The 24403-nt window shown below is 38.1% G+C and carries 22 protein-coding genes; 8 read left to right on the forward strand and 14 right to left on the reverse strand.

Features of this window, described 5'->3' with window-relative positions; genetic code table 11:
- Positions 1-14: 14 nt before the first annotated feature.
- From ACFYKX_RS09090 to ACFYKX_RS09120, 7 genes are all read right to left on the reverse strand, one after another.
- Complete coding sequence (locus tag ACFYKX_RS09090) at positions 15-1487, reverse strand: phytoene desaturase family protein (protein WP_389360264.1); 1473 nt, start codon at positions 1485-1487, stop codon at positions 15-17.
- Positions 1484-2569 carry a glycosyltransferase gene (locus ACFYKX_RS09095; protein ID WP_389360266.1) on the reverse strand — a complete coding sequence of 362 codons (1086 nt, stop codon included), beginning with the start codon at positions 2567-2569 and terminating at the stop codon, positions 1484-1486. The genes ACFYKX_RS09090 and ACFYKX_RS09095 overlap by 4 nt, the downstream gene beginning before the upstream one ends.
- Before the next feature lie 11 nt (positions 2570-2580).
- Positions 2581-3333: a lysophospholipid acyltransferase family protein gene (locus ACFYKX_RS09100; RefSeq protein WP_389360268.1), complete on the reverse strand. Its 753-nt coding sequence runs from the start codon at positions 3331-3333 to the stop codon at positions 2581-2583.
- Positions 3302-4027, reverse strand: a complete 726-nt coding sequence (locus ACFYKX_RS09105; protein ID WP_389360270.1) for a carotenoid biosynthesis protein — start codon at positions 4025-4027, stop codon at positions 3302-3304. The genes ACFYKX_RS09100 and ACFYKX_RS09105 overlap by 32 nt, the downstream gene beginning before the upstream one ends.
- Positions 4017-4880, reverse strand: coding sequence for a phytoene/squalene synthase family protein (locus ACFYKX_RS09110; RefSeq protein ID WP_389360272.1), 864 nt, complete (start codon positions 4878-4880; stop codon positions 4017-4019). The genes ACFYKX_RS09105 and ACFYKX_RS09110 overlap by 11 nt, the downstream gene beginning before the upstream one ends.
- Positions 4881-5073: 193 nt before the next feature.
- The gene (locus tag ACFYKX_RS09115; RefSeq protein ID WP_389360274.1) at positions 5074-6516 is read right to left on the reverse strand and encodes a phytoene desaturase family protein; all 1443 of its coding nucleotides are present in this window, start codon (positions 6514-6516) and stop codon (positions 5074-5076) included.
- On the reverse strand, positions 6507-8054 hold the full coding sequence (locus ACFYKX_RS09120; RefSeq protein ID WP_389360276.1) for a phytoene desaturase family protein: 1548 nt from the start codon (positions 8052-8054) through the stop codon (positions 6507-6509). Before ACFYKX_RS09120 ends, ACFYKX_RS09115 begins: the two co-directional genes overlap by 10 nt.
- 407 nt (positions 8055-8461) lie before the next feature.
- On the opposite strand from ACFYKX_RS09120, the gene ACFYKX_RS09125 reads away from it, so the two are divergent.
- A complete protein-coding gene (locus ACFYKX_RS09125) occupies positions 8462-9880 on the forward strand; it encodes a hypothetical protein (protein ID WP_389360278.1) in 1419 nt (472 codons plus the stop codon).
- A gap of 89 nt (positions 9881-9969) precedes the next feature.
- Here ACFYKX_RS09125 and ACFYKX_RS09130 read toward each other — a convergent pair whose 3' ends face one another.
- Positions 9970-11406: a YcdB/YcdC domain-containing protein gene (locus ACFYKX_RS09130; protein ID WP_389360280.1), complete on the reverse strand. Its 1437-nt coding sequence runs from the start codon at positions 11404-11406 to the stop codon at positions 9970-9972.
- 146 nt (positions 11407-11552) lie between these two features.
- On the opposite strand from ACFYKX_RS09130, the gene ACFYKX_RS09135 reads away from it, so the two are divergent.
- Complete coding sequence (locus tag ACFYKX_RS09135) at positions 11553-12752, forward strand: DUF4085 family protein (protein WP_389360282.1); 1200 nt, start codon at positions 11553-11555, stop codon at positions 12750-12752.
- Positions 12753-12926: 174 nt separating this feature from the next.
- Here the strand turns inward: ACFYKX_RS09135 and ACFYKX_RS09140 are convergent, their stop codons facing one another.
- Positions 12927-13208, reverse strand: a complete 282-nt coding sequence (locus ACFYKX_RS09140) for a DNA-binding protein (RefSeq protein WP_389360284.1) — start codon at positions 13206-13208, stop codon at positions 12927-12929.
- A gap of 178 nt (positions 13209-13386) precedes the next feature.
- Here ACFYKX_RS09140 and ACFYKX_RS09145 point away from each other — a divergent pair, with 178 nt between their 5' ends.
- The 3 genes from ACFYKX_RS09145 (at position 13387) to ACFYKX_RS09155 (ending at position 15835) form a co-directional block, all read left to right on the forward strand.
- Positions 13387-13707, forward strand: a complete 321-nt coding sequence (locus ACFYKX_RS09145; RefSeq protein WP_389360286.1) for a PadR family transcriptional regulator — start codon at positions 13387-13389, stop codon at positions 13705-13707.
- A complete protein-coding gene (locus tag ACFYKX_RS09150) occupies positions 13694-14899 on the forward strand; it encodes a DUF2812 domain-containing protein (RefSeq protein WP_389360288.1) in 1206 nt (401 codons plus the stop codon). Before ACFYKX_RS09145 ends, ACFYKX_RS09150 begins: the two co-directional genes overlap by 14 nt.
- Before the next feature lie 207 nt (positions 14900-15106).
- Positions 15107-15835 (forward strand): YwaF family protein, encoded by a 729-nt coding sequence (locus ACFYKX_RS09155; RefSeq protein ID WP_389360290.1) that lies wholly within the window; start codon positions 15107-15109, stop codon positions 15833-15835.
- Between the two features lie 126 nt (positions 15836-15961).
- Here the strand turns inward: ACFYKX_RS09155 and ACFYKX_RS09160 are convergent, their stop codons facing one another.
- Complete coding sequence (locus tag ACFYKX_RS09160) at positions 15962-18073, reverse strand: tetratricopeptide repeat protein (protein ID WP_389360292.1); 2112 nt, start codon at positions 18071-18073, stop codon at positions 15962-15964.
- Positions 18074-18851: 778 nt separating this feature from the next.
- Entirely contained in the window at positions 18852-19334 is a 483-nt protein-coding gene (locus ACFYKX_RS09165; protein WP_389360294.1) for a hypothetical protein, read from the reverse strand.
- Between the two features lie 304 nt (positions 19335-19638).
- On the opposite strand from ACFYKX_RS09165, the gene ACFYKX_RS09170 reads away from it, so the two are divergent.
- Positions 19639-21015 carry a PAS domain S-box protein gene (locus tag ACFYKX_RS09170; protein ID WP_389360296.1) on the forward strand — a complete coding sequence of 459 codons (1377 nt, stop codon included), beginning with the start codon at positions 19639-19641 and terminating at the stop codon, positions 21013-21015.
- Between the two features lie 62 nt (positions 21016-21077).
- Here the strand turns inward: ACFYKX_RS09170 and ACFYKX_RS09175 are convergent, their stop codons facing one another.
- Entirely contained in the window at positions 21078-21761 is a 684-nt protein-coding gene (locus ACFYKX_RS09175) for a SurA N-terminal domain-containing protein (RefSeq protein ID WP_389360298.1), read from the reverse strand.
- 310 nt (positions 21762-22071) lie between these two features.
- Here ACFYKX_RS09175 and ACFYKX_RS09180 point away from each other — a divergent pair, with 310 nt between their 5' ends.
- Positions 22072-22860, forward strand: coding sequence for a glycoside hydrolase domain-containing protein (locus tag ACFYKX_RS09180; RefSeq protein WP_389360300.1), 789 nt, complete (start codon positions 22072-22074; stop codon positions 22858-22860).
- A 42-nt stretch (positions 22861-22902) separates the two neighbouring features.
- Here the strand turns inward: ACFYKX_RS09180 and ACFYKX_RS09185 are convergent, their stop codons facing one another.
- The gene (locus ACFYKX_RS09185; RefSeq protein ID WP_389360302.1) at positions 22903-23202 is read right to left on the reverse strand and encodes a hypothetical protein; all 300 of its coding nucleotides are present in this window, start codon (positions 23200-23202) and stop codon (positions 22903-22905) included.
- Positions 23203-23461: 259 nt separating this feature from the next.
- On the opposite strand from ACFYKX_RS09185, the gene ACFYKX_RS09190 reads away from it, so the two are divergent.
- A complete protein-coding gene (locus ACFYKX_RS09190) occupies positions 23462-23857 on the forward strand; it encodes a VOC family protein (protein ID WP_389360304.1) in 396 nt (131 codons plus the stop codon).
- 65 nt (positions 23858-23922) lie between these two features.
- Here ACFYKX_RS09190 and ACFYKX_RS09195 read toward each other — a convergent pair whose 3' ends face one another.
- Entirely contained in the window at positions 23923-24294 is a 372-nt protein-coding gene (locus tag ACFYKX_RS09195; protein ID WP_389360306.1) for a VOC family protein, read from the reverse strand.
- Positions 24295-24403 lie beyond the last annotated feature (109 nt).

Here is a 24403-nt window from a genome sequence, read left to right on the forward strand (position 1 = left end):
GTACCTCTTTAAGGTTAAGAATCTATTATTGCTTTTGCAACAAGCTGTCCAGACTTGGTGACAATCGGTGTTCCTCCCCCTGGATGTGTGGAACCTCCTACAAACCATAAACCTCCGATATCTTTCGCTTTATTGTTCACCTTAAAAAATGCCTGGCGGAATGAATTTGATGACATTCCATAGATGGCTCCCTTATATGCACCCGTTCTCTTTTGCAAATTATCAGGAGTAGAGAGTTTTTGTATTTCTACAGAATCAACCAAATTGATTAATCCTTTATTTTCCAATTTGGTTTTAATTCGTGAAGCGTAATTGTCCTTCAATTCATCCCAGTGAACATGTTTGGTTTGGGCAGGTGCATTCACTAGAACGAATAGGTTGCTTTTACCTTTGCTACAAAGCTCAGAATCTGAATACCCAGAGTAACAAATATAAATCGTTGGATCTTCTACTGCTCTCTTTTGATCAAAAAGGTCAATAAACTCCCTTTGATAATCTTCCGGAAAAAAGACGGTATGGTGCTTAAGGAGAGAGAATTGCTTTTTCACTCCTAATAACATGACAAACCCAGACAGAGATGGCTCAATTCTGTCAATTTCTTTATTCGTCATTGAAGGGCGATCGTTTTCTTCAATCAGTTCACGATAGATCGCAAGTGCATCGCCATTTGCTACAACTTGGTCAGCCTCGTAGAACCCATGATCTGTTTCAATTCCTGTCACCTTTTTATTTGATACACATATCTTTTTCACTTGTTCATTCTTTTTGATGGTGACGCCTACTTCATTTGCGAGTTTTTCAAATGCCTCAACAATGTAGTAGGTTCCTCCCTTTATCCCGTAAATCCCTAAGCTCCCCTCTAGATGTGCCATCATACTAAAAACCGCTGGAGTCTGATAAGGGGAAGAACCCACATAAGTGGCATACCTTCCGAACATGGCCAATGTGTTGGGGTGTTGAAAGTATTCTTCTAACAGATTTTGAATGGACGTAAATGGCTGAATACCGATAAAACCCTTAATCAGATTGTAATTAAAACGGTCACGCTTTCGGACCAATAGCCGATTTAGAAACTCTTGCTCTGATATGGTATAAAGTCTATTGGATTCCTGAAGAAATGAACGGTACTGACGAGCATCTTCTTTGCTGTAGCGCGAGATTTGTTCTTCCATTTGCTCGATATTAGAAGATAAATCCACGATACTTCCATCAGCGAAAATATTTCTAGTCATCGGATTGATAGGATAAACGGTTAAATAGTCCTCGCGCTTCCTGCCTGCTGCCTTAAATACCTCATCAAAAGCGCTCATCATCGTGATCGTACTAGGTCCTAAATCGAATGAGTAGTCTCCGTGTACTTCCCTTGTTAATTTTCCGCCTAGCTCTGCTTCCTTTTCAATTAAGGTTACCCGATATCCATTAACCGCTAAGTTAATCGCACATGATAACCCTCCTAGCCCGCCTCCAATGATGATCGTCTTCTTCACAAATAGCTCCTACCTTTCCATGTATATCCCTTATTTGTCCAACCTCTCATTGCCGAATCGAGGCCAATGCAAAGGACGAAAAAAATACTAACCGGCAGCATTAACCCATACCACCATGTAAGACCATTCTTATAATCAATCCAGCCCTTTGTAAACGCTCCTATGATATAGGCGAAAAATGCCAGAATAAGAACCGATTGATTATTCCATTCAAATACGAAAACAAGAATGGGGAATAGATATAACCCAAAATAATAAAGAAGGATGATCAATAGAAGGAGAAAGTTTCGATTTAAGCCAGGAAATAAGTTTTTTCGATACCCTTCCCATACATCAGATGCCTTCTCATACATTCTCATATACGCCACATTTGTAATATCCGCCAGCACAAAAGGATACAAATTACGTTTGACTAGTTTTGCTAGTGCCATATCATCGAGAAGATCGTTCCTAATTTTTCGATGCCCACCAATGGTCATGTAACAATTCTTTTCGATAAAAATAAAGCCTCCATGTGCCGCCGCAAATCTAGGATTATTTGATTTCCTCACCCACTTAATCGGTAAATGGCAAGCAATGACAAACATCATCATCGGGACAACAAGCCTCTCCATCCAGCTTTGAACCACTTGTTTTGGAAAACCAGAGATCATGCCTGTTCTTTGTGTACAAGCAACATTGCATACTTTTTCTAATGCTCCATTAAAAAGTCTTACATCAGCATCCAGAAATAATAGCCAATCCCCTTTTGCTTCCATTGCTAGTTGGTGACAAGCGAATGACTTACCGGTCCAACCTTGTTGTAGCTTAGCCCCTTTAATTAATTTGATGAAGGGGTATTTTTTCATCCAATCCTTAACGACCTCTGCGGTATCATCTGTTGAATGGTCATCTAGTACAAGAACCTCATAAGGAGGAGTTTTTTGTTTTACGATGGACTGCAAGCAATCACCAATACGCTTCCCCTCATTCCTCGCTGGGATAAGAATGGAAATGGTCTGGTCCGTTTTTTTAAAAGAATCTTTTGGGAGGATTGGGAGATGTTGTAGATTCCAAATGACCCAGAGTAACTGAAGAATCAATATGACACATATTAGGAAGAGTGCGTACTCCATTTGGATAAGCCTTTCTTAATAGTGTCAAAGTAATCACTGGTGGATTTTCCTGTCTTTAAAAGTGAGCGAAATGGCGTGCTGCCTTGGAAATCTACGTTTTCAATAACCATATTTCGATGAACCTCTAACTGATGTACTAGTTGTTTTTCTAAGAAAAGAGCCAATTCACCTTTGTTAAAATTTGCTCGATTAATGATGATCTCATCTCCGAACAAGATAGAGGCTGTCGGTTTTTGATACTGGTTAAAGGAGTAGTGAAGGCTTACAGGTTTCACGACGGACTTCTCAAACCTCGTTAAAAGGAATTCTGCCCCCCTTTGAAACTGAAGTGGACGCTGTTCTTGATGAAAAATTCCTCCTTGCGGAAACATCCAAACAGCCTTTTCAGTATTCATGAGCTCCTCAGCATATCGGAAAGATTTTCTGATTTCACTTAAGCGATCTTTATCCACTGAAAAGGCTCCTAACTTACGAAAAAAGCGATAGTGACTAAGCTGTTTTTCTTCCATCATGATGTAATGCTCTTTTTTGGAAAGCTGCTCTAACACTTGAAAAAGTAGAATCCCATCCCACCAAGAACAGTGATTAGCCATATAGAGAGTCGGGTAGTTTGCCTTCGAATCTATTTCACCTGCATAATACAATGAGTGAAAATTCTTAGGGATTAAGTACTTTTCTTGATAGTGTTTAAACAGCCATCTAAAGCGAGCGCTTTTTTCGGCGTAAATCAATACGATTTCTCCCTTCTACGGTGAGAATAAATAAGAATGCTAAGAAAAATAACTCTGGCATTCCTGCTTTCCAAGCTAAAAGACCAAACATAAGAAGCATGGCTTGAAAAAGTCGAGTTGCATAAGGGGCCATTTTTTCTTTTTCCTTAAACAAAGGAAAGAAAAGTGAAAGGAGTGCCCCAATTAAAAACCAACTAATAAAGTTCGTAGCAGGTATCCCATAGAACCCTCCGTGTCCACCCCAAATCCAGAACGAACGCTCCAACGCAACAGGGTCTAAAATGAGGTCAAGTACTACGACCCAAAGTCCCGTTTCAATGGCTCGTTTCCACTTGGAGGCTTGCGTGGAGAGAAGCATACTGTTCAAAATAACTCCTACCCAGGCAAAAGCAATTGTCACCGGAACTCCCCAAACAAGGAACCCTAATGTATCCGTATATTGATAAGAGCCAAAAGGAAAACCAGTATTCACCCCTATTACTTCAATAAAAAAAGTAATCAACCCAGTAAACAGAAGGCTTGCATACATGAGCCTCTTCTCTTTCGAAAGGGAAAAAAGAAGTTCAATTGTGCTAAGCGCATAAAAAACTAGGAACAGACCGTTAGCAAACTGTAGATAGTCCGGGACCTCGAAAAAGAGCATGAGTATTAATCCAACGGTATACCAGCCAAAGAACAAATAATTAAGCTTCAATGGAACGTGCCTCATTCCCTAAAGCATCTTGAAGGGCAGATAAATAGATGGCTTTTTTCTTTTTATCACTTACTACTGCTCTCTTCTCAAAAACTTGATAATCATTTATTTTTATCGCTTCCATAATGGCTGCATAGTAACCTGCTGCAAGCTTGATGGAAAAGGCACTTTGAGCAGGATAAGAATCAAGATTAGCTAACCCTTTTTCAAACCAATTATGGGCTAGACCCATCAGACCATTCATTAATCGTTTAAAATGGAAGTTAATCGCTTTTTCTTCGAAGTCAGATTGTGTGTAAAGATATTGGTCCATCCATTCTGTAGGGATATAGCGCCTCCCACGTTCTAAATCCTCGCCGACGTCACGGATAATGTTGACAATTTGCATTGCCTTCCCTAGATAAATACCTGCCTCTTTTACCTCAGGAGTTGGATGATCATGAAGGACAGGAAGAAGCATTTCCCCCACAGAGCCTGCAACCCTTTCACAATAAATCTCTAACTGATCCATAGATTGATAGACTGTTAGGCTTAAATCCATTTTCTGCCCAGCTATTTGCTTGAAAAATGGACCTTTTTCAATTGGAAAGGTGCTAAAAAGCCATCTTAAACATGGCCATATAAAGTGCCCTTCTGCATGGTCCAAATTTTCGAATAAGCCTTCTAGTTCATCTAATGTGTATGGGGATGATTCTGGCTCATCTACAGAGTCATCTATCATTCTGCAAAAGGCATAGATGACAAAGACAGCTTCTTTTCTTGGTGACGGAAGACTCTTAAAAGCCGCGTAAAAGCTTGCTGAATGTTTCTTCATTATTTCTTCACAATGAACGACTAAATCTGAATGAATCATGCTCCCAGCTCCTTTTTTATTAAGGCTCTTTTCGTAAACCTTGTTACAATTTAAATCCTTTAAACTCTTTCAAACGGAGTACGTTGCTGTTTTCTTTTTTTGGGGAAGAAAAGATGCCATGTAGTAAGAAGAATCCGATCTTGATTCTTCTCATCTAAGTACTGTTGAAGAATTAATTCAAAATAGCAACAATCTAAGCCAAATCAGCGTTTATTAATTCACTTAACATCCGAGCACCCTGTAATACAATGGGAACTCCACCACCTGGATGAACCGAAGCTCCCACACTATAGAGTCGATCAACCTTATATGGAGAAATTTGTGGTCTAAATCCTCCTGATTGAAATAAAGTAGGAGCAATCCCAAAGCTCCCTCCTTGATACAAACCATCCTTTAATGAATCTGCAGGTGTTCGAACTTCCATCCAATTGATCGCACTCGTTAATCCAGCAAAATGTCGTTCCTCTGCCTTTTTCATCACCTTTTCAACGAAGGAAGCTTTCTCTTCTTCCCAATTAATCTCCTCACCTGAAGGAACTGGAATGAGAAAATAGAGGACACTTTCACCTGGAGGAGCTGCCTCTGAATCGAGTGCAGTTGGATTAAAGATATAAAAAGATGGATCATCAGGTATTTGATTACTTTTAGATACTTGGTTCATATGTTTCTCAAAGTCTTCAGGTAGATAAAATTGATGTGCCTTCGTGTTTGGAAAACGTTTATTAACTCCCAGGTAAATAAGGACGCAACCAGAAGAAGCCTTGAATTTTTTCTCACGTTCACTTACTTGAACCATTGGATATAGATGAGGAAAATCACCATTGAAAACAACCGCATCACAATCAACATGTTTGCCGTTTACAACAAGCCCCTTACATACTGCCTTTTCGATTTTAATCTTTTCGACTTTTGCTTGTAGATGAATCTTTACTCCCGCCTTTTTACAAGCTTTTTCTAATAGTGGAACCAGACTGTAATACCCACCTTTTAAATACCAGATTCCGTACGCATGTTCACTATAGGATACTAATCCGTATAGAGCTGGCGCTTCATATGGCGAGCCTCCAATGTATAAGGACTGAAGCGAATAGGCATCTTGAAGCTTTGGATCTGCAAAGTAGGAGGCATTAAAGTTCTTCAACGTTTTGTATGCTTTTGATTCTGCTAGAAGTTTCATATTTTCAAAGGTCATGAAATCTCGTTTTCTTTTAAAGGTTTTGCTTAAAAACGCCTTCATGCCCAATTCGTATGTTCGAGACATATCCGAAAGATAACGCAGAAAGTTTGATGACTCTCCAGGAAACAGCCTATCAACCTCTCTTAATTGAGTGGGAAGATCCCTATATTTTGTAAAGGTTTCACCATCGTGAAAGTGTATATCATAGAGCGGTTCACATGGAATGAGCTCTAGTTCTTCTTCGGGGATTCCTGCATCGTGTAAGATTTCTTTTAACAGCTCGGGCAAAAGGACAATGGTTGGTCCTTGGTCGATTCGATAACGATCATTCCCTTGATAGGTAAGTCTCCCGCCTAAGAAGGATTCCTTTTCAAATACGGTTACACCGTATCCCTGTTTTGCAAGGAGCAATGCGGTCGTTAGCCCCCCTACTCCAGCCCCTACAATTCCTATTTCCATACCGAGGACTCCTCTTGTGAAAACCCTTTATTTTTCGAAAAGTAACTTTTCTTTTTCTCATATTGATTGATTAATAGATTTGAGCTAATCCGAGCTGATTCAAATATAGTGGGCAATCCACTTCCCGGATGTGTGCCTCCCCCTACTAAAAAGCAGTGGTCCACATCATCAAACTTGTTGTGTGGTCGGAAATACATCATTTGGTCTAGGCTGTGGGCTAAGCTAAATGTTGCTCCTTTATAGACATACATTTCATTCTGCCAATCAAGTGGAGTAATGATTTTTTCCTCTTCAATGGACGAACGGATATCTTTTAGCTCCGGTTCGCGCTCTAATAGGGTTAAAATTCTTTCTCTCACGTTTTCTCTTTCAGCATCCCAGTCAATGTCAGCTTGTAAGTTTGGAACTGGCATTAACACATAAAGAACGGATTTTCCCTGCGGTGCTAATGTCGGGTCAAGCTTGGATGGATGATGAACATAAAGGGACGGGTCCTCTGAAAGGACCATTGTTTTCGTTGTGTCTTCTACATTATTTCTATAGTCATCTGCAAAGAGAATCATATGATGAGGCAAATTTAACGGTTTGTTCACGCCTACATACAACATATAGGTGGAGCATGAGAGCTTTCTCTTTTCAATATTTTCTCTTTTGTACTTTTTCAAATCCGACTGTTCAAATAGATTCGTAGCTGCATGACCGAAGTCTGCGTTAATGACGACATCATCACCATTCACTTTCTCTCCGTTTTCTAGAAGTAACCCTACGGCTCTACCTTGTTTAACTAGAACCTTCTTCACACCTGTATCGGTATAGATATGTCCTCCATATTCGCGGATGACCGCTGCCATCGCTTCACACAATTGATTCACCCCACCTATCGGGTGATGGAGACCAAACTTGTGCTCAAGATAGGAGAGGATCGTAAATGTCCCCGGGCACTCCCAAGCAGACATTCCCAAATATTTTGATTGAAACGAAAAAGCATATTTCAACCGCTCATCATCAAAATAAGTGGATAAACGGCCATAGACCGTATCAAGTGCATTTAATTTAGGTAAAGCCCTAAGCATATTTCCCGTAATAAAATCAGTGAGTTTCGTAAAAGGCTGCTGAAGTAGTTTCGTTACATGCTCAAACTTTTCTCCTTCAAGCTCCATGAACTTCTCGTAACCAGCTGAACTACCTGGAAACTTTTCTTCCAACTCCTTTAGCATCTTTTCCTTGTTTCTTGATGGTGAAAAAGTATGCTCACCAAATTTTAACGTATATAAAGGTTCTACTTCCTTCATGTCAATATAATCATGTAGATTGCGACCTACCGCTTGAAATAATTCCTCAAGGATGGAGGGCATCATAAAGAAAGTCGGTCCTACGTCAAAGGTATACTCTCCAAGTGTAAGTTTTGAAGTTCTCCCTCCAATAAAAGATTGCTTTTCGTAAATATGGACATCATAACCCTGTGCTGCAAGAAGCATTGAAACAGCTAATCCGCCCGGCCCAGCCCCTACTACCGCAACTTTCCTTTTATTACTCAAATGAACCCCTCCTTCTTTATATTTTTTTCTACATTATACATTTTGTATAATTTTTGTGCAACTTTATATAAATACTTGTACAACGTTTGTGCATGAATATTTTAAAGGGAGCTGAGCTTTTCAAGGTGAAAATAATTGTCCTTTGATAGATTGCACACAATTTTTATCCAAGGCAAATAGATTTAGTGGACAAAAAAGCATGGGGACGAATCAGGTGCTTTACTAAACACCTAACCCGTCCCCATCTTTTTTTATAAATAGTTATTTCCATAACCTTTATCCTTTTTAAAGTTTGCCAAATTTGTCTGAATTTAATTTTGACAATCCCCTCACTCTGTTTGGGCTTTTCACATAGTATAAAACACACACAGCTTTGAAACATATAACCACTCAAAGGAGGAAAAAGAATGGAATTAACCGTATCTCACTGGCTGTACGCCATTGTTACCTTGGCGGTTATTGTTACCATGATTTTTAGAAAAGGGGTTGTCTTACCAACTTTAATAGGAACCTTTCTTGTCGCCTGGATTTATAAAGGGAGCCTTGTTGGTGGATTTACTTCTGTCTTTAACGCCAATCTGATAGCTGCCAAAGAGCTTTTTAGTATTTTTCTAATTATCACCTTTATGGTTGCCCTACTACATTCCCTTAAGGATCTTGGTTCGGATAAACGAATGATTGCTCCGCTGCAAAAGGTCATGATAAATGGTCATATTTCTTACTTTGTTCTTATTGGAGTAACGTTTGTGATCTCTCTATTTTTCTGGCCGACCCCTGCTGTACCACTCATTTGTGCGCTGTTAGTACCAGCTGCTGTTAGATCTGGCCTCCCAGTTATGGGTGCTGCAATGGCCGTGGCAATAGCCGGTCAAGGGATGGCGCTCTCCTCGGACTACGTTATGCAAGTCGCACCAGGTTTAAGTGCAACGTCAGCAGGTCTAGAAACTTCTGCCGTAGCTGATAAAGCACTTGTCCTATCACTGATTTCGGGTGCGGTTGCCATTGCAATTGCCTATTTCGGAATGAGAAAAGGTATGAGAAAGAAAGATGATCCAACGATTGATAAAGAGCTAGAAGGATTACAAGGAAAAGAAGATAAAACCAAAGTGGTGGAAAAACCTTTTTGGAGTAAGGCTTTTGCGATACTTGTACCTGTTTCAATGCTTACCGTGATGATTTATATGATTTCAACCAAAGTCGGTGGAGGTCGTATGGGAGGTTTCGAAGGTGGAAATGGTGCAGCGTTCATTGGTGGTGTGGCTGTCTTACTTTTAAGTTTAGCAACCATCACATATGGTAAGACTCAAGCTTTAGATCGAATTAGTGAGCACATTACAAATGGATTTGTGTTTGCGTTTAAAGCGATGGGTCCGGTCATTCCAATTGCAGGGTTCTTCTTCCTTGGTAGTGGAGACTTTTCTGGTGCAATACTAAGCCTTGGTGATGACAGCACTCCCCCTGCGTTCCTATTCGATTTGGTCCATTCCTCTCAACAATTCATTCCAGAAAGTTCAATTTTAACAGCATTTGGTATTCTAATTATCGGTATTATTACCGGCTTGGATGGCTCTGGTTTTTCAGGTCTACCCTTAACAGGTGCTTTATCTGGAGCACTATCCTCTGGACAAATCGATGCCGCCACGTTAGCAGCTATCGGCCAAATGGGTTCAATTTGGACTGGTGGAGGAACATTAATTGCTTGGTCCTCCCTAGTAGCAGTAGCTGGCCTTTGTAATGTTCCCGTCATGGATCTCGTTCGGAAAAACTTTGTGCCCGTTATCCTAGGGCTGATTGTTTCGACGATTATTGCTTTGATCATTTGGTAGATGGATTGATGCGATGATTTGCTAGGTAAACATAGGGACGGTTCTTTTGTTTGATAAAAACACTAGATCCGTCCCCTCTGTTTCCACAGCTACTTATCTTTTGCTGTGATTACCTCCCCTGTCCTAGCATCAATGTACCTAATGGGTGTTCTGGAATATCGATCACATGCTTGATAAACAAGAATGTACGACTCCGATTCTCCACCATAATCTTTGTTCCATGACAGTTCAAAGTCTAAATGATTGAAAAATATATCTCTTGCTTCATTTTTAGAAATTGCAGGTTCTGTAGAGATTTCGCTCAATTGTTCAATATCCATGCTTGGCCCGCTGTAGTGATCGACTAACCCAGTTTCGCGATTAACTGCGACTACTACGATTTCTAACTGAACGGGGATTCCCTTCCCATTATGAACACGAAACGAAAATACTTCTTTCTTTCTTGTATCCTCAAATTCTTCTTCACTATCTCGAACCATTAATTGCAGATACTTATCATAATCTGGAAGGATTGTTTGTAGAAAATCAATTGCTTTTACCAAACATTCCTCACGAGTAAGTTTGAGGTTGCCACTTCTTTCATTGAACCACACAAAGCTTCTGACAATTCCTGTTTTCTTTGAAATAAAGGCCTTAACCGTATCTTCTGAATGTCTCTTGAAAAAGCTATCCATGGATAAATCATGATCCTCCATCTTCCAATTCCTGTCGCGCCACACAACGCCCTTCTCTTCTCCCATATCCACTTCTCGAATCATTTCCATTCCCTCTGTAATTCCAATGATCGTTTCTAAAGATAAATCCTTTTGTGCGGCTGTATTAGGAGGGGGTTGAAGTGAAACATAATTTTCTTGCACATCTTCATCATGAACAATACTTAAGGTCGGTGACAACACATCCGCTTTGTATGTCATGAAAGATGGCTCAGGTTCATACACAAGACGAATTCCATCTTCCGCTACATGATGGAGATTTGTATACAAGTTAGTAATCGTTTGTTGGAAATCAAGTCTATTATGTACGTGTTCGATCAGTTTCTCTTTTTGAATTAGAGTGGTTGGAATTTCTGGTATTTCCAGAGCAGCCTTATAAGAAAATTTCACAATATTCCCCTCTGAATCTACATCAATCAGACTACCCGCATGCTTTAATGGTAAGTCCATAACGATTCGTTCATAGTAAAAACGATAAGCATCATTTAGTTTCTTCATCTCATAGAATGTCAAATCTTCTAAAGCATTAGGATAATGCAGCAGTAAAAATTGTTCCGCTCGTTCTTGACGCTCTTCTACACTTAAGTTGATTTCATTAGTGTGTGAATGGTTCATATCAATCGTTAAGCTAGTCAAATTTCCCTCTAAATCTAGTTTTACCGTAATGCCTTCATCGCGTTCTTCGTTTATCCATGAAAACATAGCCTCTCCATCTCCATTTTCCCCATCCGCATACTCCTCTATGATAGTCTGAAAATCAGCAGGAATTTTAACCATTGATCGGGCTCGTTTTCTTAATTCTTCTTTTAACATACTCGACACCCCTAAATGTTATCTTTTGTATAAGTACCGTTACACCAATTAGAAACAGACCTTCAACTGTCTCTCACCAGAATAAAAGATTATTAGAAATCCATTTATAGTATACTATTTTTACCAACTACTTCCGAGGTGATACGATGTGGAATATATCGAAAGAAGCGAAAGAAAAGTTTTTAACATATAATCTCCTTCCTATACCTGAATCCGACGACGAATGGGAATCCGTTTTACGAGAAGCAAATGAAGAAGGCGAAGATCTTGTTTCCCATTTAAAAGAAGAACTTGAAGAGGTAAAAGAAGAATTGATACAGGTCTTGCCAAGTCGTTTTATACCCTATGTAGAAAACGGGACATTAAATCAGCCATCGCTACCTAAAACAGTACGAGAAGATTACCTACAATGGGTACAGGAAGCGAATAAAAAATTTGAAGATCTCTTAGATGCTGCGTTTGAACGTAAAAAACAAGCTCTTCCTTTTTTATCAACTACCATTCAGGACGTCTTTGAGGAAAGTTTGCATGATTCTAGGATTGAGAGAATGGTACGAGACGGGGATACTCTTCATCTTTACGTGAATACAGATGGTGGTTTTTCATCAAAATCGCTTATTCATTTGATTTTTGAAGGTATTATTTTTGAAGAATCAGATTTGCCCCTTCATGTTGGACAGTGGTTTATTTATGATGAGTTACAAAAAACCGATGATGGATTTGCGTTCCGTGTATTATTTGAATGCCCGGAAAACCAGTGGACCATTGCGATGAAGGATTTAGATGCTCAGTATTTTTTTCGTCCAAAGGAATATACGAGATTGAGAGATGAAGACAAGCTTGAGCATACGTCTATTTCTGAATATATTGGAATGTTAAATCCAGAATATCGTTATTGGTTCATTACTCCACATGTTGAGTGTGCCATTGAATCATTGTCTGAAAACATTGTTTTAGAAAATCATCGCTCGATTGAAATAAGAAGCAATGAGTTGGTGGTTACATCAGGGTCAGAACGCTTTGTATATGATCTCAACGAATACAATCCGATTCAATTTATCTATACCGACATTTACGAAGATCCTTACGCTCAATTAAATGAACCTGTGCCTTACGAAGAACTTGAAGCAGCAGCCTTGAGTGATGATTTAGAATTCCAAGTACGTGCATGGAACACGATGTATGCAAATCCTAAAGAATTGGCAGACACGATCAATCTAGTATTATTGAAAATGGAGATTACAGAAGAAAACGAAATGATGTTATACGTATATGCTAAGCACTTTTATACACAAGAGATTTTGACAGAAGTAGTCTTAGAGAAGTACCGAACATTAATGGATTAACCATACAAAGGAGGTTCAGTTAGTATCTGGTTACTTAATCTAGGTAGCCTGGTCCTCGGATTAATTGCTGGATCCTTTCCGTTGTGAATCTCACGCGATATAGCTTCTCACATGTAACAAGGGACGGTTCCAGCATATCCTTGATGGAACCGTCCCTTGTTTCTCTGAAAATCATTATTTATAAATTTTATCGGATGACATCCATTCTAAAAATGGTTGGTATGGATAATATCTAGTTCCTCTCAACTCCACTTTTGGTGCATCAGGATATTTGCTTAACAGTTCGTCTACTTCATCTTTTTTTAATCCTAGATAATGATGTAAGTCACTTTCTTTTATTAACGTCGGATACTCAGATGAGCTTGCTTTCGGATTTTTAAAATTCTTTAGTCCATCTCCTATAAAATAGCCCAGTGCCGCTAAGCCTGCACCAATCCAAAATAAACTGATTTCCATCCTTATTCCCCCTCCATATAGCCTTTCTCTTTAGTACGAATAGAGTAGAGGAAAGTTCCATAAACATGGGGCACTTCTCCCCTTTACACTAGTTGTTCCATAACGTAATATTATGTTATACGATATATCGTGATACATAATATCGCTACACATACTATTTTACGAAGGGATGTAAACAATGGCCTATACCGGGGGACCGATGACGGAAGCCATGTATTATGTACTCCTAGCGTTAATGCGTCCTAATCATGGGTATCAGCTTATGCACGCCATTACGGAAGTTTCAAATGGCCGATTAAAGATGGGACCTGGGACACTTTATGGGGTACTTTCACGCATGCAAAAAGATGGACTTATCTCACTAGCAGAAGATGATGGAAGAAGGAAGACCTATCAAATTACACATGAAGGCGAACAGGCGCTGCGTACAGAATATAGTCGCCTAAAAGCTCTGATCAAAGATAGCAACCTATTAGAGGAAGGTGATGAGATTGAATAAGGCAGTACGCAAACTTCGTCCCAGCGATTATTGGCGAATTGGTGAGCATGAAAGCTGGTTCTCAGACATGGCTGCTAAAGGATACCATCTTAAAAAAATGGGAATTTATTTTGCCCACTTTGTTCAAGGTGAACCGAAGAAAATGAGATACAGAATCGATGTCTCCATAAAAAAGAAAATTACACTTGAACAAATAGAGATGTATGCCGAAATCGGCTGGAATTTTGTAACGAGCTATGGTCTTTTTCATGTATATTCATCACCCGCTGAACTCGATGCGCCAGAGCTTCATACCGACCCTGCCGAGCAATCCTTTACATTAAAAGAAATGTACAAAAGATTAGCGCTGAATGCTAGTTTGGTTGCGATTTCCATGATCTTAATGATTGGGATGTTGTGTGCTATCTGGTTCCTTGATGGGACACCTACCTTAGTATTAATTGAGGGCGGGGTTATTCAACAAACAATTTTAACTTTTTTCATCGGATACTTGGCCTATTCCTCGCTCCAAGCAGCCCTTTCCATTCGGGCTTTGCGAAAGAACCTTGCCGAAGGAAAAGCAATCAATCACCATGCTCCATGGAAAAAACACTACCAAATAAACTCTATTATTATGGTGCTTTTCACAACAGTTGTTGGACTGACCGCCATTATACCATTTATACAGATTGCAAAAGGTGATACGAACACATTGCCAATGGTTAGTACAGACTTACCCATTGTTAGATTACTAGATGTGGAGCAGAATCCTGCTTTAATCAGAGGAGAGTCTTTCTACATGAGTGACAAGGTAGATTGGGGCAACCGCTATACGTATGATTGGAGTCCGTTAGCACCCATTCAATACGAATCAGATGAAAATGGTGTGGTTCCAGGAGAAATGTGGGAGGACGGAAGTGGTGAGTACTCACCAGGCATTTTTACCAAGGTTTATCAACTTAGTGTTCCATCTATGACGGACCAATTAATTTCTGATTTAATCGAAAGATATAGGTTTGAAATCAGCCGTGAAGATTTCGTGGAGACTAATCATCCGGAATTGGATTCTTTATTCGTTCATGAGGATAAGGAGAGAAAAGAAGTATTTGCCTCTAAAGGAAAAGCTGTTATATATGTCCGTTATTATGGCTATGCAGATATAAACTCAGTAATTATGAACATAGTAGATAAAATTGATCTGATATCACATTAGCTGAAGCTACTAAACTTAAAAAGAAGAATACTAACCCATTCTCATTCACAGGGATTGGGTTCTTTGTCTTTGTTATTTGCTATTAAACAAACAATCTTCCTTCCTCTTGCTGATACATAAGGATTGAGAAAAGGAATACATTTCCGCATAGAAACCAAATGAAATGGAAACCTTATGTTTGTTCATCACAAACTCGAGGTGATAATAGTGGATTGGTTTGGGCTTAGTAATCAGTCTTTCGATTTTGATATGTTTTCAAGAAATCATTTAATTATTTTGGGCATCTTTATACTTATAACCTTTTTAATTTTTCTAAACCGTAAAAAGTTAAGTGATGACAAATGGAGAAGAGCTGAGATAGGAGCTGCCTTTTCTTTAATCTTGATTGAAGTGACCAATCAGGTATGGATGTATGGAAATGGAGTATGGAAACTAGGTCGTTCCATGCCCTTAGAACTTTGTAATATTGGCCTGATTCTATCTGTCGTTTTACTCCTAACTAGAAAAAAAGTAATGTTTGAAATCCTATTTTTTATTGCAATATTGGGTGCTACCCAAGCAATCGTTACTCCTGCTTTAAAATACGATTTTCCTCACTTTCGATTTATTCACTTCTTCTATGCACATATGATGGTTGTCTGGGTACCTTTTTATTTTTCATGGGCAAAAGGGTATAGCTTAACCTTTAAATCTGTTATAAAACTAACAGTTTTTATCAATCTACTCTTACCTGCAATCTTGTTCATAAATAAGCAGGCCGACGGAAATTACTGGTTTTTACGACATAAACCTAAAAGCACAAGTTTCTTCGATCTTTTGGGTCCATACCCTTGGTATATTCTATCTTTGGAGGGTTTATTAATTGTACTTAGTTTAGTCGTATGGCTTATCTCAAGGAAATGGAATAGAAGTGTTGAAAGACGTTCTTTTACGTAGGCTTTTTTTGTAAACTTTGTTGCATTCATATGGTGCTGTTTTCCTCATTTGGTGAAGAACAATTACGTGCTAGAAAAAAACAGGGACGGTCCCAGTGTTTCTACAAACACCAAACCGTCCCATGCACTAAGACCTTTCAGAGCTTAACTCCCCCACCCTATTCATCAACTCATACTGACGAAGCTTCAACTTAAACAGGGTAAGTGGATCACTATAAATCTCAGGATTTTCTTTCATTTTGTTTAGACCAGCTTTATTTTTATGAACATGATCATGTGCTTCCGTTATGGCTAGATTTAGCATTTCATACGGAGTCGAAAAAAACTGGTTAATGTCTCGTTCTATCGACTTCTCAAATAACTCTAATTGCTGGAAAAAAGGATTGATAATAGCTTGTGCTGATTCACTGTAATCAGCACTTTCTATGAATTGTTTGTACTTACTTTGCAGCTTTTCTTTATTCTTTGCTAATTGACCTATCTGACCAAACAGCGTTCCAACACTTTTCATAAACAATTGTGAAAGGGTTGAACGCATGAGGATATTTGTTTTTTCAAGATGTACAAGTCCATTTGTCATTCGACTTGCATCTCTTCTCCAGTCATCAAGAACCTTAAAGTCACAATTTAGGATAAGCTTCTCTCCACCATATTGCTTATGAATGCTTTCACTCACTTCAACTAAGAAGGTTTGACAAGCTCTTAAATCATCCTGACTATCCCTTATCCAACCTTGGATCGAATTTTGAAAATCCTGTGTGGCTGTGTCTTCCAAATAATCAGCTATTCGCTTATTCATCTCTTCATTGATTTCAATATGAAGCTTTCCAAAATCACTGTCTTCCTTGACCATATCAGAACAACTTTGCAGCAATTCTGGTATTTTCACCATTAAAGACTGTCTGAATTCAATTTTTAGATTACGAAATGATTTTTGAATGGCTCGAACCTTTTCAACTTCCAGATCACTCAACTGATGGTGAACTCCGTTAAGTTTGGAGGAAAGCTCCTCATTCCACTGAATTTTATTAATAAATGCATTTTCCTTTTGCACTCGTTGTTTAATCAGAGTCTCAATCATCTGCTTAATCATGGACAGAACTTCAGAGGTGGGCAGCTCTTCAGGGTTAGGCCTATGAGATTCATAATGTCCATCACCTACTAATAAGCCTTCTTTCTTCGACCAATTCTTAATAAATGCATAGAATCTCCATCCGTCCTCCATCCCATAGGGGTATTGGCTAGACATATGGTGTGAGTTCGCAGCCATCTCTACCATAGAAGCATCCAAACAATCCGGATAAAACTCACTCCAAGCTAGAGCTGCTGATGAGGATACGATTATATTTGAACCAGATGAAATTCTCATCCAGTTCGTTAGATAAAACTTCATTAGTTCCGAAATATCTCTGATTAAAAACTTTCCGCTTATTAATTCAAAGTACGATTCTTCATATAAATTAGGAAGCTTATTCCATCTATATGGGCCCTCTAAGTCTACATCCGTAAGAAAACGGTTAATCTCATTTAGCCATGGAAAATACGAATTTGTTTGTTTATAGCTATTCCACAATAATGCAGCAAGGTTTTCAAATTCCAGTTGATCGAGATCATACAAAGTTTGTAAAGCTTCAATAAAGTGCTCTGGTTTAATTTTTACCGTATATCCCTGTTCAACATATTGTTTTAAAACCTTGAACCACGAAAGCCTTTCTGTTCTTACTGCCTCACGATTAGCAAGTTCTATCGCACTGCTCCAATCCTTATATTCCTCAAAGAAGGTTCGAGCTATCTCTGTCACATTTCGGTAATCTGGATTTAGGTTCACTGCACTTTTGATATAGTGGTTCGCTTCTTCAAGTTTTCCGAGTCTTTTCTTTAGTGAAAATAGCTGCAGCAAGACTTCCATTTTCAAACTAACCGAATCGGTTTTTACTGATTTGTAGTAATCTTCTGCAATTGCGAGCAAATCCATCTCATAATGGGCATCTGCAATATTTTTTAATGCCCAAGCTTTTAAATCATCATCTATATGTTCCCACTTAAAAATGGCTGCTTCATAATCCTTATAAAGGAAGTAAACCTCCCCCTGACAAAAGCGAATGGAGGAAAAATCCGGAATCTCCTTTTTCTTCTCATCCATATACATTTCACTCAATATCTGAATAGGGTGACCCTCTTTCCCTTCTAACAGGTGTTCATAATAGGATTTCGTTAGTAGTTCCTTCTCAGATGTCATCTCGTTCCCTCCCAATTCCTGAATCAGAAGTAAGCTTAAATACTAGTTAAAATCTTATCTACGAAACGATTTATTTCACTATAGATAGAAAAATCTATTCCAATTCATTATTCACTATAGTAATCGAGGGAACTTTGGTTTTTGTGGGGGTATCTTATTTGTAAGGTGTCTTTGATTATGCAAAAGCTTGGCAAATCTCACTTTTAACATGTTCTTGCTATAATAACCAAACGTAAATCGCCAGTGCAATGAGAGACAGTCCTATGACCACAACATATATTAAGGTTAAATTTGTTGTATTCCTCTTTGTTGAGCTTCTATAGTCTTTGTCGGGTGTCCTAGTTATCATTAAAGTCCAAACTCCAGAGATAACTAGAATTAATAAAACTAATCCAATTAAAATCTCCATATTCCACCTCTTCCATTTCTATTACATCTAATCTACCATAACTCACTAGAAAAAATCTTGAACCCCTTTCATTCATCATCCCTTAAATGTGGTTCTTCGGGCTAAGAGAATACAATCTACTAAACTAATTAATTATTATTTAGGTCACTCACTTTCCCCTTTAACCTTAACAGTAACAACAGTCCCTATAATAAATTTATTGATAAAATGAAACAGGTATCCTTCTATAAACTCCAACAAAAAGAACTAATCTCCATTCATGAAGACTAGCCCCTAATTAAGCGGTAATTTTCCCGTTAGATAAACCCATCAGTTCGAGTACATACAATTAGAAAAGTTTAGGATTTTTACCCGAAGCAGCCTCTAACCCTAAAATCTTGAGCCCAGTCGTTGAGGCCGTACCTTTTCGAACAAATATTGTGCTCCATATAATAAATATGCTTTGTAATGGATGTAGAAAAAGAATTGAAAGTAATTTAATCGATTTAACCGAATGATTTTAATTTTCTTAAGAAAAGGCATAAAAACAAACGTAAAGAGTGCATTAGCAGTGGCATTAAGTAGGACAAACTTTTTAAAGTTTCCATACGATGCCTTTAGAATCCAGATAGAAAGGGGAACATAAGGACCAATATCAAAAGGAAGTTCATCCCTTATAAATGATTTTGGCTTATCATAAAATTTCCACCACTTGTTTCTGTGCCCATAAATGTGACTTACAAATTCAACAATTCCAATTATAACACTCGCTGGAATATACCGTTTGATATTACGTTTATCTAGAAATAGTAACGATAACCATGGGATGATTATGATGGTAAGATTAAATAATATGTGCCGCCTCGATATCATATAAATTCACCTCAAATTGAATTGTTCCTTTCTTATTTAAAGTGTCCAGATATACACAAAAAATCCACTATATTTACGCAACAACCAACTATTAAATAAATTCATGGGCATCTAACCTTAGTGCTTTCAATTAGAGAGTTCATATAGACTAGATGACCCAAAATTTAATAAAGGTAATTAAACCAACATGTAGAATTTATATAATAAAATAATGTAGCGAACTACGCTTAATAATTTGGGGCTATTTAAGAAGGAGTTCACTTTGTAGACTCTTAGCTAACTTATTCATAAAGGTAGGGAAAATATGGAATTAAATGCAGCTGAAATTTTAGATCGAATTACGGATGGGTTTTTCTCATTGGATAATGAATGGAATTTTACATATGTGAATAAAGAGGCTACACAACTATTATTTCGTGATCGTGAAGACTTAATTAATAAAAATATTTGGACTGAGTTTCCTGGAGCGGTCGACTTGCTATTTTATAAGATGTATCATAAAGCTGCTAAAGAACAGATTGCTGTATCATTTGAAGCGTATTTTCCACCTCTGCTAGCATGGTTTGATGTAAGGGCTTATCCATCACAAAATGGATTATCTGTATTTTTCAAAGATATAACCGCAAAGAAACAAAAGGTATTAGAAAATGAACAGCATTATAAATCTTTGTTTGAACAACACCCTGATGCTGTTTTTTCCTTCGATTTAGAGGGAAACTATTTAAGTGTTAACGCTGGTATGGAAGAATTACTTGGATATACATCTGATGAATACATGAGTTTGTCTTACGCCCCATTAGTAGCCGAAGAGTTTTTAGAGCATACAAATGAGTACTTTAATAGAGCAGCAAATGGGATAACACAAAATTACGAAACGATTGCTATACATAAAGAAGGTCACAGTGTGCCTGTTAGTGTGACAAACATTCCAATCATCGTTGATAACGAGATTGTTGGAGTATATGGAATTGCAAAGGATTTAACTTCGCAAAAGCAGGCTGAAGATATACTCTTGCGGCAAGAAAAGCTATCGGTCGTGGGAGAATTATCAGCATCCATTGCTCATGAAATTAGAAATCCCTTAACCTCTCTTAAAGGATTTTTGCAACTTTTGAAAGGATCTTTTGAAGTAATACCTAGTTATTACGATATTATGACTGATGAAATTTCAAGAATTGAAAGTATTACAAGCGAACTGTTACTACATGCTAAACCCCAGGCTCATAACTTTCATCAAGAGAACATTCAAGAGCTAACGAACCACGTAGTTACCCTACTTAGCTCTCAAGCACTTATTAATAACACTTTAATAACAGTAAACTCTACTAAAATCCCCCCTATTAATTGCATCGGGAATCAGATCAAACAAGTATTAATTAATTTATTGAAAAATGCAATTGAGGCAATGCCAAACGGTGGAGATATAAAAGTTGATTTAGCTGTGACCTCTAACAAGGAGATTTGTATTCATATAGCTGATGAAGGTTACGGAATTCCAAAGGAATTTCTAAATAAGATAGGTCTTCCTTTTTATACAACTAAAGAAAAAGGGACTGGTCTTGGAATGATGACTACCACTAAGATCATAGAAAGTCATGGAGGAAGAATGAATATTTCAAGTGAAGTTGGAAAAGGAACTCAAATCAATGTCTATCTTCCTATTGAACCTATATTGTCTTAATATTCAATGGCCCAATCCCTATAAAAGGAACTGGGCCTGAAAAATCATCAAAAAGCATTTTTTTACAAATATATCTCTATTTTATTTGTATCTCTCAATTCTTCAATCAGTTTTTCCACTTCTACTTGTTGCTTTTGTGCTACTACCTCTTGCTCAAGTTGGGCTCTTATCTCCTCTAATTCTTGAACTTCTTGTTCTTGGCTCTTAGCCATTTCTTTCACCATTTCATACCTCGCTTGTACCTCTTCTTCTGAGGCCGTCTGCGTTCCTATATTTGACTCCACATATTGGGAGACTAAAAGGTCCTGTTTAATATCTCCTTTTAGAGATGATTCTGTTAAGTTATTAGCTTCTAAAGCCTCTTTATATTGCGACTCGTCAGAAAATTGTCCTTTTAATTGATTTAATTGGGCATCAACAGCTTCTTCCTCTACTTCAATCCCTGCGTTCTGGGCTTGTTGAGTAAAAAGCTCTGTGTTAATTAATTGATCCATTACATTCTTTTCTAATTCATCTAACATCTCATCATTAAAAGATGATTCGTCCATACCTTGCTGAACATAATTCTTCTTGGTTTGATCTACGGCTAAGTTATATTCAGATAAATATATTTCCTTTCCGTTTACAGAAGCCACCACTTCTTCATCAGAGCCTGCCCCCTCATCTGATGGATTGTTACTGCAAGCTGCTAACACAAGTAAACAACTTGCTACTAGTAAAAAGCCTGTAAAAATTCGTTTGAACATCTATTCCCTCTCCTCTCATTAGGCTTGGCCCCCATACTAACATAGACCACACTTACCATTCAAATGTTGTAAACCATTTGTCATTACATTGTTAGATTTCTGTAAAGCTCGTTAATGCAGTTACCTATACGTCCTACGCCCGACTTGAATAGTCTGTTTATGACTACAAACAATCGGGAGTGAATAGACAATTTTCAAAATAAAAAAATGGCTATTAATTGTTCTAGGGGTATTCATCCTTACCATTGGTAGCGCTTGTTCGTGGAACTCCTCTGAGGAAACATCTACACCTATTGAAGAGCAAAACGGTGTGGAACAAAATGCTGATGAAGCGGGAGACAGTGAGGACGAAAATACTGATGATGCAGGAGACAGCGTGGATGAAAACACTGTTGATTCCGGAAGTAGCGAGGATGAGAACGCTGATGAAGCTGTACACAACGAGGACAACCCCGAATATGTTTGGGGGTTAGATACTGCTAGTATAGTAGACGAGCTTTTTTTTGGGTGTGTGGAGCAAAATTACGGTGAGCCTGCTGCATTCGGTAGATACCTTGAAACAAAGGAGGGTGTGTCGTATGGAATCACCGCAGAAGAAGTCTCTTTTTTCAAGGAAAGAGATATTAAGATTATCCCCATCTATAATCACTTTACAGATGCTACCGGCTATGAGAAAGGTGTTAGTGAAGCGGAAACAGCCATTCAATATGCACAAGAAAATGAGGTGCCGGAAGGAATCTACATTTTCGCCGATATTGAACCCACTTATCCAGTAGACTCTAGCTTTCTATTAGGCTGGTATGAAACAATAATGGATTCTCCTTATCTAGTTGGTTTCTATGGGATTTTTAGTGAAGGGGAACCGTTAACAATTGCTTACGAAGATCTCTTAACAAATATTAAGGATTCTTCGGAAATTGCCATCTGGCATAGCTCAGAGCCATATGTTGGAATAACAACTAAAGAAAACGCCCCATCCTTTCGTCCAGAGGTTCCTGATTTTGTGAATGTAACCATTTGGCAATACGGAATTGATGGAGATACTTGTAATATTGACACGAATCTTCTTCGCTCTGATATTCTAGATAAACTGTGGTAAAAAAGAGAGTACCCACTCATGATCTGGGTACTCCTCTTCTCTTTAGACAAGTTCATTTATTTTGTGCTTATCTTTACGATGAACCAATAATTTTAATACTGTTGGATTGGGCTGATGGTGACTATTTATCCTTAAATCAGTAGTGGCTACACTTCTATTCTGGATTTCAGATTTTAATTTACAGCGAATCCCTTCTGATTTAAGCTGTTCGTATTTTTCTCTAATGTTCTCTTCTGAGTGTAAATCGGAACCCGTCATAACTGTTTTCCAGATTACTGTCGAATAAACTTTCCAAATTACCAAAAGGATTACGATTATTGCTATAGTAGTGAATACTGTCACTTTAATCCCTCCTTCAAGGTATTTCTGTTTATATACCCTACTTACTAAGTTATAAACGTAAGCTCCTCCGTGTGAAGTTTGATTTCTTGTTTGAAAAGTACTGTAATAAATTTGCTTGCAGCTTGAAGGATCAGGATCCCACTCTTTGCTAGCCGATATACCAGTTCCCTTGAATGAAAAATTTACTTTCTATTAGGTCTGTGGACAATGTAAGGTAGACATACTAATTACTATAATTATGAAAAATAAGGAGGTACACATGGGGAGATTAGTACATTTTGAAATTCACGTAGATGACATGGAACGTGCGAAAAAGTTCTATGGGGAAGTATTTGGATGGTCATTTCAAGATTGGAGCGAATATGCTGGAATGCCTTATTTTGGAGCAGTAACCGGCGGAGAAGAACAGCCGGGAATTAACGGGGCTTTAATGCAACGACAAGGTCCTGCACCAGCACCGAATCAGCCTTTAAATGGCTTTTCATGTACAATGGGAGTAGAAGATTATGATAGTATTGAAGCAAAAATTCTTGATAATGGCGGTATGGTAGCACTGCCAAAGTACGCTTTACCTGGTATGGCGTGGCAGGGATACTTTAAGGATACAGAAGGTAATATCTTTGGCATTCATCAACCAGATGTAAATGCAAAATAGAACGCATTATTAATAGAGAAAAGGCATGTTTAATATGCCTTTTCTCTTTTTACTTCTGTGGCCCTTTATCGGTGTTGATCAATTAAAATGGGATTCCCATCAGGATCTTCTATTGTAATAAATGCTGGTCCTTCTGTTGATTCATCAGCTTCTTTGATTAATTTAACTCCCTTTTTCTTTAACTCCTGTTGCAGTTTTCGGACATCTGTAAAATCTTCTAGATTTTCAGCATTTTGATTCCATCCTGGGTTAAACGTCAGTAAATTTTTCTCAAACATTCCTTGAAAAAGCCCAATTACCGTATGTTCATTTTTCATAATAAGCCAATTTTGATTGATATCCCCGCCTAACGTTTTAAATCCTAAGTTCTCGTAGAATTCTTTTGATCGATGAATGTCTTTAACATTTAGACTAATAGAAAATGCTCCTAGTTTCATAGAGTCTCCTCCTTTAAGGTATATAACTTAGAAATTCTATTAATGATTAGTTTTCCTCATCTAAAATGGACTAGTACTGATCCATTTTTGCCGGAAGTTTATGGTAGAG

It is taken from the genome of Cytobacillus spartinae, from assembly GCF_042865285.1.
Taxonomy (GTDB): domain Bacteria; phylum Bacillota; class Bacilli; order Bacillales; family Cytobacillaceae; genus Robertmurraya_A; species Robertmurraya_A spartinae.